General features: G+C 75.7%; 4 protein-coding genes and 2 pseudogenes. 5 read left to right on the top strand and 1 reads right to left on the bottom strand.

The window, feature by feature from the left end; all coding sequences use genetic code 11:
* The 3 genes and pseudogenes from BN12_RS26295 to BN12_RS18465 all read left to right on the top strand — a co-directional run.
* A pseudogene (locus tag BN12_RS26295) lies at positions 1–280 on the top strand (hypothetical protein); the annotation flags it as partial.
* Complete coding sequence (locus tag BN12_RS18470) at positions 277–963, top strand: ABC transporter ATP-binding protein (protein ID WP_200901254.1); 687 nt, start codon at positions 277–279, stop codon at positions 961–963. The pseudogene BN12_RS26295 and the gene BN12_RS18470, both read left to right, overlap by 4 nt.
* Positions 964–970: 7 nt before the next feature.
* The gene (locus tag BN12_RS18465) at positions 971–4,042 is read left to right on the top strand and encodes an FtsX-like permease family protein (protein WP_048554783.1); all 3,072 of its coding nucleotides are present in this window, start codon (positions 971–973) and stop codon (positions 4,040–4,042) included.
* Between the two features lie 57 nt (positions 4,043–4,099).
* Here the strand turns inward: BN12_RS18465 and BN12_RS18460 are convergent, their stop codons facing one another.
* Positions 4,100–5,323 (bottom strand): esterase/lipase family protein, encoded by a 1,224-nt coding sequence (locus BN12_RS18460; RefSeq protein WP_048554781.1) that lies wholly within the window; start codon positions 5,321–5,323, stop codon positions 4,100–4,102.
* 202 nt (positions 5,324–5,525) lie between these two features.
* On the opposite strand from BN12_RS18460, the gene BN12_RS18455 reads away from it, so the two are divergent.
* Together BN12_RS18455 and BN12_RS25400 are read left to right on the top strand one after the other, a co-directional pair.
* Entirely contained in the window at positions 5,526–6,557 is a 1,032-nt protein-coding gene (locus BN12_RS18455) for a zinc-binding dehydrogenase (RefSeq protein ID WP_048554780.1), read from the top strand.
* 48 nt (positions 6,558–6,605) lie between these two features.
* Positions 6,606–6,911, top strand: a pseudogene (locus BN12_RS25400) (hypothetical protein); the annotation flags it as partial.

Raw genomic sequence — 6,911 nt, 5'->3', positions numbered from 1 at the left:
CCCCCCCCCCCCCCCCCACCGCCCCGCCGCCGATCGACCCGCCGGCGAGCGGCGATCCGGCGAGCGGCGATCCGACGCCGATGGTCGGCCCGCCGGCAAGGGGCCCACCGGCGACGGCGCCTCCCCGGCATACCCGGCACCGGCCGGACCGCCGCCGCGTCCCCGGCGGGGCGGCTTCTGGGACGACGAGGAGGACGAGGTGTCCTACCGCACCGAGCGACGCCCGCCCGCCCCGCCTCAGGAGGAGAACACCCTGGCCGAGGAGGAGGACGACTGGTGAGCGACCGGGTGGAGACGACGGCGGACCGGGCCCTCGACGGCCCGCTCGTCGCCGAGTCGGTGACCGTCGACCTCGGCGCGGTGCGGGCCCTCGAGGAGGTCAGTCTGGCTCTCGCGCCGGGCAGCTTCACGGCCGTGACCGGCCCGTCGGGCGCGGGCAAGTCGACCCTCGTCTGGGCCCTCGGCGGGGCGCTGGTGCCGACGAGCGGACAGATCCGGCTCGGTGATCGCCCGCTCACCGACCGGGCAATGGCGGCGGCGGCCGGGGTGGCGGTCGTCGCCCAGGGCAACGCCCTCGTCACGCCGTTGACGGGGCTGGAGAACATCGTCGTTCCCCTTCTCGCGCAAGGGGTTCCACCTCGGGAGGCGCAGCACCGAGCCGTCGAGGCGCTGGAGGCCGTCGGCCTGTCGGACTCGGCGAACCACCTCGTCGAGGAGCTCTCCGGAGGCCAGCAGCAGCGGGTCGCCGTCGCCAGGGCGCTCGCCCTTCGGCCCCTCGTGCTCCTCGCCGACGAGCCGACGAGCGACCTCGACGCGACGACGAGGGAGCGCATCGTCGACCTGCTCGTCGGGGAGGCCGACGCCGGAGCCATCGTCGTCATGGCCACCCACGACCCCGTGGCGGCCGCGCTCGCCGACGCCGAGTACCACCTCGACGAGGGCCGGCTGAGCCCGGTGCGATGAGGTCGGCGTGAGAGTCCTCATCACCCCGGCGGCCCGCTACCGCGCCGTGGAGACGACCGTCATCGGCACGCTGACCGCCCTCGTGTGCGCCTGTGTCGTCCTCACGCCGGTCCTCCAACGGGCCATCGTCCAGTCGGTCCTCGACACCGCCGTCGCCGAACGCGGTCCGCGCGACACCGGCGTCGTCGTCACGTCCATCCCGCCGGAGGGTGCGTCCTCCCCGGTCGTCGACCCCGCCACCCTCGCCACCGGCATACCGGCGCCGTCGCGGGCGCTCCTCGGGGCGGGCATCGGGTCGGTCTCCGTCGACATCGCCCTCGCTCCCCGGCGACTGTCCTCCCCGAAGGGAGAGCTGACCTGGCGTGACGGCATGTGCCAGCACGTCCGGTTCGCCACGGGGACCTGCCCCTCGAGGGAGGACGAGGTCGCCGTCTCCACCGACGAGGCGCGCCGGCGGGGCTGGGCCGTCGGCTCGAGGATCGGGGTCTACGAGCAGGCGAGTGGGCTCGCGGCGACCCTCACCGTCACGGGCACGTACGCGCAGGAGCCGGATCGCTACTGGTTCGGGACCCCGCTCTCGAGCGCGGCGGGGGAGTCGTCCGATCCGGTCTTCGACACGATGCTCACCCCTCGGGCCACCGTCCTCGTCGGGGGCAGGTCGAGCGCCGGCCGGGTCACGCCGTGGGCAGCCCCCTGGAGCGAGCTGGACCTCCCGGTCCGGACCGGCGAGATCCGACCGGAGCAGCTCGTGTCGGGCGCGGATCACCTCGAGGAGTTCCTCCGGTCACCGAACCCCGGCGCCGGCGTGGTCGGCGCTCCCCAGGTCACCGCGTCGAGTGGCCTGACCGACCTCGCGTCCGACATCGTGATCCAGCAGGGCCAGACCCGCCGCGCTGTTCCGCTGCTCCTCGCCCAGCTCGTCGCCGTGCTCCTCGTCGTCCTCTGGCTCGTCCTCGTCGCGCTCACCGAGCAGCGCCGACCCGAGCTGGCCCTGGCCCGGCTGCGGGGCCGCAGCCCGCGGAACTCGCGCCGCGTGCTCCTCTCCGAGACGGTCCCCACGGTCGGACTCGGCGCGGTCGGCGGCGCCGTCCTCGCGCTCCTCGTCTCGTATGCCGCGCGGCACTGGTGGCTCGACCACTCACCGGGCTTCTCGGTCGCCTGGGTCGATGCCGTATGCCTCGTCGGCGCGGCCCTCTCCTGCCTGGCTCTCGCCGGGCTCTCGGTGCTCCGTCCCTCACGGCAACCGATCGCCGCGCTGCTGCGCTCGGTGCCGGCCCGGACGTCGGGGTTCGTCCTCGGGACGGTCGAGGGCATGCTCGTCGCCGTCGGTCTCGCGGCATACCTCGCCCTGCTCACCGGCCAGGTGACCGGCCCCGTCGCGCTCGCCGTCCCGGCCGCCCTCGCCGCCGCCCTCGGCATCGTCGGTGCCCGGCTCGCGGCGCCGGTCCTCGGAGCGGTCGCCCGGCGGGCCACGTCCCAGGGGCGACCGGCCACGGTCGTCGGGGCGACGGAGGCCGCCCGGCGACCGACCGCGCGGTGGCTCGTGCCGCTCGTCGCGCTCGCCACGGCGTCGGTCGTGTTCGGGGCGACGGCGACCGCCATCGGCCACCGCAACCAGTCGATCGCCGGCCTCGTCGACAACGGCGCGCCGCTCGCCGCGGTGACGAACGCGACGAGCGGACAGGCGCTGCGGGAGGCGGTCACGGCCGCCCGCGGGAAGGGCGTGGACGCGACGGCGGTCGTGCAGATCCCCGGCAGCCAGGCGACCTCGCCGACCACCGTCGCGGTGGTCCCCGACGAGTTCCGGACCATCGCCAGCCTCGTGCCGGGGGACCGCTCGGCGGACCTCTGGTCCCGGATCGCCGGCAGCGGCGTGCGACCGGTCGCCCTCAGCGGACGGTCCCTGACCGGCCGCGTCGAGGTGTTGAGCGCGGCGTCGGCCCCCTCGGGAGCGACCTACGAGGTGGCGCTGCGGCTGCTGTCGGCGGACGGCAGCCGCAACGACGTCCCCGTCGCGACCCTGCCGCTGCGTCAGGGCACGACCGCCGAGGTGGGGACGTACCTGCCGTGCGGAGACGGGTGTCGGGTCATCGCCATCGTCGTCACCCCGAGCGGGACGGGCCAGGGCGCCCGGGCTCGGGTGCGGCTCGACGGGCTCCGGGTCGACGGGCGTCCCCTGACCCTCGGAACGAGCTCGTCGTGGCGGTCCAGCGTTCCCGACCCTGCCCGGGCCGTCCTCACCGTCGGGCCGGGTGCGCTGGTCCTCGACGTCGCCGATGCCGGGCTCGACACCCTCGTCGTCGACTCGGCCGCGTCCGCCGACGACCCGGCGGCCCTCGCGACGCCCCGTGCCTCGGCGGGCGCGGGCACGACGCTCGACGGGACCGGGCTCGACGGCCAGCCCCAGGCGATGCAGGAGGTCGGTGGGCTCGAGGCCGTCCCGGGCGCTCCGCCGGACTCCGTCGTGACGAGCCTCGACGTCCTCCTCGTGACGAACACCCGCCTCGAGGGCAACGACCGTGCCCTCGTCTACCTCGCCCGCGACGAGCCCGCCCAGCTCGACGGGCTGCGTCGGGCCCTCCGCGCGCAGGGCATCGCCGTCACGCAGGTCGATCGCGCCGCGGAGCTGGCTCGGTCCTACGAGCGGTCCGCGGCGGCGTGGACGCTGCGGCTCGCACGGTGGACCGCCGTCCTCGCGCTGCTCGCCGCGCTGCTCGGGATGGTCGTCCTCGTCGCGAACTCCTGGCGCAGCCGCAGCCGGGACCTCGCCGCGCTGCGGATGTCCGGTCTCACCGAGCGCGCGGTCCGGGGCGCCGCGCTGCGCGAGCTCGTCCCCCTCGCGGCCGCCGGGGTGGTCGTCGGTGTCGTCGCCGGGTCGGTCGGTGGGCTGTCGGCGGTCGCCACCCTTCCCCTCTTCACCCACCCTCCGACGACGGCGGTCGTCGATCTCGGTCCGGCCTGGGGGGTGACGATCCTCGCCGGCCTCGTGTCGCTCGCGGTCGTCGTCGCGGGCGCCGTCGTCATGGCGCTGTGGACGGTCCGACGCTCCGTGCTCGCCCGCCTGCGCGACCCGGGCTGACGACGTCCTGTCGGGCGCTCGCCGGGCGCGCGTGCCCTGGCCGGACCTCGGGTCGACTCAGCGCAGCCACGACCGCAGGAGCACCGCCACCTCGGGATGGTTGAGCAGGGCCGGATGGGTCCCCCTCACCTGGTGGACGGTCGCGGTCGGCACGAGGGCGCGGCCGGCCGTGACACCCGACGCGGACCCGACGGGCACGACGAGGTCGCCGATCCATCGGGACAGCGGGGTGTCCGGCCCCGGCAGCGCCGCGGCGACGACGACGTGGTGGTCGACGTGCGGGAGGGGCGCCAGCGGTGCGACACCGGCGCCCCACTGACGGGCCAGGTCCCTGCCGCGCCAGTCGGACGCGCTGGTATGCCCGTGGCGAAGGTCGACGATCCCCGCCGACCGCTGGTCGAGGAGCTCGGCGAACGGGCGCGACGGTCCCGCGACGTGCAGGGCGTTCGACGCGAGGTGGACCGCCTGCTCCAGTGGTGCGCCGCGATGGGGCGTCCCCAAGGACACGAGGGTCGCGACGAGGCCCACCCACGGCGAGCGCTGCGTCGTCGCCTGGGCGGCGGCCGACCGGATCACGAGACCACCCATCGAGTGGCCGACGAGATGGATGCGCCGCACCGGCTGCGGCCACGTCTCGACGAGCCGACCCAGGACGGCGGACAGGTCGGCGCCGCTGTCGGACACGTGCCGTCCGGTGTTGTAGCGCAGGATCACCGGGGTGGCCACGCCGGCGTCGAGGACCTCCTCGGCATACGTCGATCCGCGGCCGGTATGCCGCCGCAGCCAGGACTCGTCGCTCTCCCCGAGGCCGTGGACGAACACCACGAGCTCGTCCGTGGCCTCTGGGTACGCGGCCCCCAGGCTCTCGGACGCGAGGCGCACGTCGCCGCCGCGAGAGCGGACCGTCATCGACAGGGCGTAGCGATCGTGCCGCTCCGCGAGGCGGTCGCCGGCGCCGGCGTTCAGCACGGATCGGAGCCGGCGGGACCTCGGCGTCTGCTCGACGGGGGCACCGACGCCGTTCCTCGACGCGTGCCGGGCGGCGCGCCCACCGGCCCGCAGCGCCTGGGACACCGAGGCGTAGACCGCACCGGAGACGACGCGGTGCGCGCCGGCGACGAGCGGCACGCCGGGCAGCGCCCGCGGGAGCGCCGAGACCGTCGTGCGCAGCACCGCCGCGTGGACGTCCCGGACGCACCGGACGACGACCTCGTCGGCCAGGTCGAGGACGACGGCGACCGTGTCGGCCGTCCGCGCGCTGGGCGTCGTGGAGCCCGTCATGCCCGCCATCCTCGCGCACCCGCCCCCGACTGCTCCTCGCACGTGCCGAGAAGATGTCGCTGGGGCGGCGATCCGACGACAACAACTCGGCACGTGCGGGACTGCCCTTCGCACCTGCCGAGAAGATGTCGCTGGGGCGGAGACTCGACGACAACAACTCGGCACGTGCGGGGGCGGGGCCGGACCGGGCAGAATCGCCGGCGTGAGAGCCCTCCTCTACGAGCGGTTCGGCGGACCCGTCGAGGTCGCCGACGTGCCGGAGCCGGTCGCCGCCGACGGCGGTGTCGTCGTGCGGGTCGCCGCGTCGGGCCTGTGCCGCAGCGACTGGCACGCCTGGGCCGGCCACGACGCGGATATCAGGCTCCCGCACGTGCCGGGCCACGAGTTCGCGGGCGTCGTGGCGTCCGTCGGCACCGGGGTCACGTCGGTGCGAGTCGGCGACCGGGTCACGGCCCCCTTCGTCAACGGCTGCGGCGTCTGCGAGTTCTGCCGGGCCGGGGACGCCCAGGTGTGTCCGGCGCAGACCCAGCCCGGCTTCAGCCACTGGGGCTCGCACGCCGAGCTCGTCGCCGTCCGCGCGGCCGACACGAACGTCGTGCATCTTCCCGACGACCTGTCCATGGAGGCGGCGGCGAGCCTGGGGTGCCGGTTCGCGACGGCATACCGGGCCGTCGTCGGGCGCGCGCGGGCCCGCCCGGGGGAGTGGGTCGCGGTCCACGGGGTCGGTGGCGTCGGGCTGAGCGCGGTCATGGTCGCGGTGGCCGAGGGTGCCCGAGTCGTCGCCGTCGACCGGTCGCAGGGGGCCCTCGACCTCGCGCGACGCCTCGGCGCCGAGCATGCCGTCCTCGCCGGGGGAGACACCGCGGAGCGGGTCGTGGAGCTCACCGGAGGCGGCGCGCACGTGGGCATCGACGCCGTCGGGGCGGCCGGGACGGTGGTCACCGCCATCGGCTCGCTGCGCCGGCGCGGTCGTCACGTCCAGGTCGGGCTCCTCACCGGGGCGACGACCGAGGTCCCGCTCGCCCGAGTGCTCTCCTGGGAGATCGACGTGCTCGGCAGCCACGGGATGTCGGCCGCCGACTACCCGCGCATGCTCGACCTCGTCACCCGAGGAGTGCTCCGGCCGGCCGAGCTCGTGTCGCGGACCGTCGGGCTCGAGGAGGCCGCGGCGCTGCTGCCCGAGTCCGCAGCCGCGACCCCGACCGGCATCACCGTCCTCCACCCGGAGGAGTGAGCGGCCCGGCGCGTGGACAGGCGCACCCCGAGACGGAAGGATCACCGCATGGACAAGGCCCTCCTCGCGCACCTGACCGACGCCGAACGACTGCTGTTCCACGAGACCGACGCCGCGGCGTTGGCAGCGCTCGACGAGGATGCGGCCGCGGAGCTGCACAACCGGATCCGGCGTGCTCGCAACAAGTACACCGGCCTCTACCGTCGGGAGGCGGCGGCCGCGGTCCCGCAGCGCGGTGGGCGAGGAGCGGCGCGTCCCTTCAACACGAAGAACCGGGCGCGCGCCGAGGTGTTCGAGGAGGCCCTGGCGCGCGTCAGTCGCCGGCTCGGAGCCCTCGCCCGCGAGTCCGCGAGC

This window comes from Nostocoides japonicum T1-X7 (assembly GCF_001046855.1).
Lineage (GTDB): Bacteria > Actinomycetota > Actinomycetes > Actinomycetales > Dermatophilaceae > Nostocoides > Nostocoides japonicum.
Note: the sequence above shows the minus strand (reverse complement) of the source record. Positions and strands in the feature narration are given on the sequence as shown.

Excerpts from the sequence above, each read along its gene's own strand:
- BN12_RS18460 (WP_048554781.1), bottom strand. The coding sequence starts at position 5,323 with ATGACGGGCTCCACGACGCCCAGCGCGCGGACGGCCGACACGGTCGCC.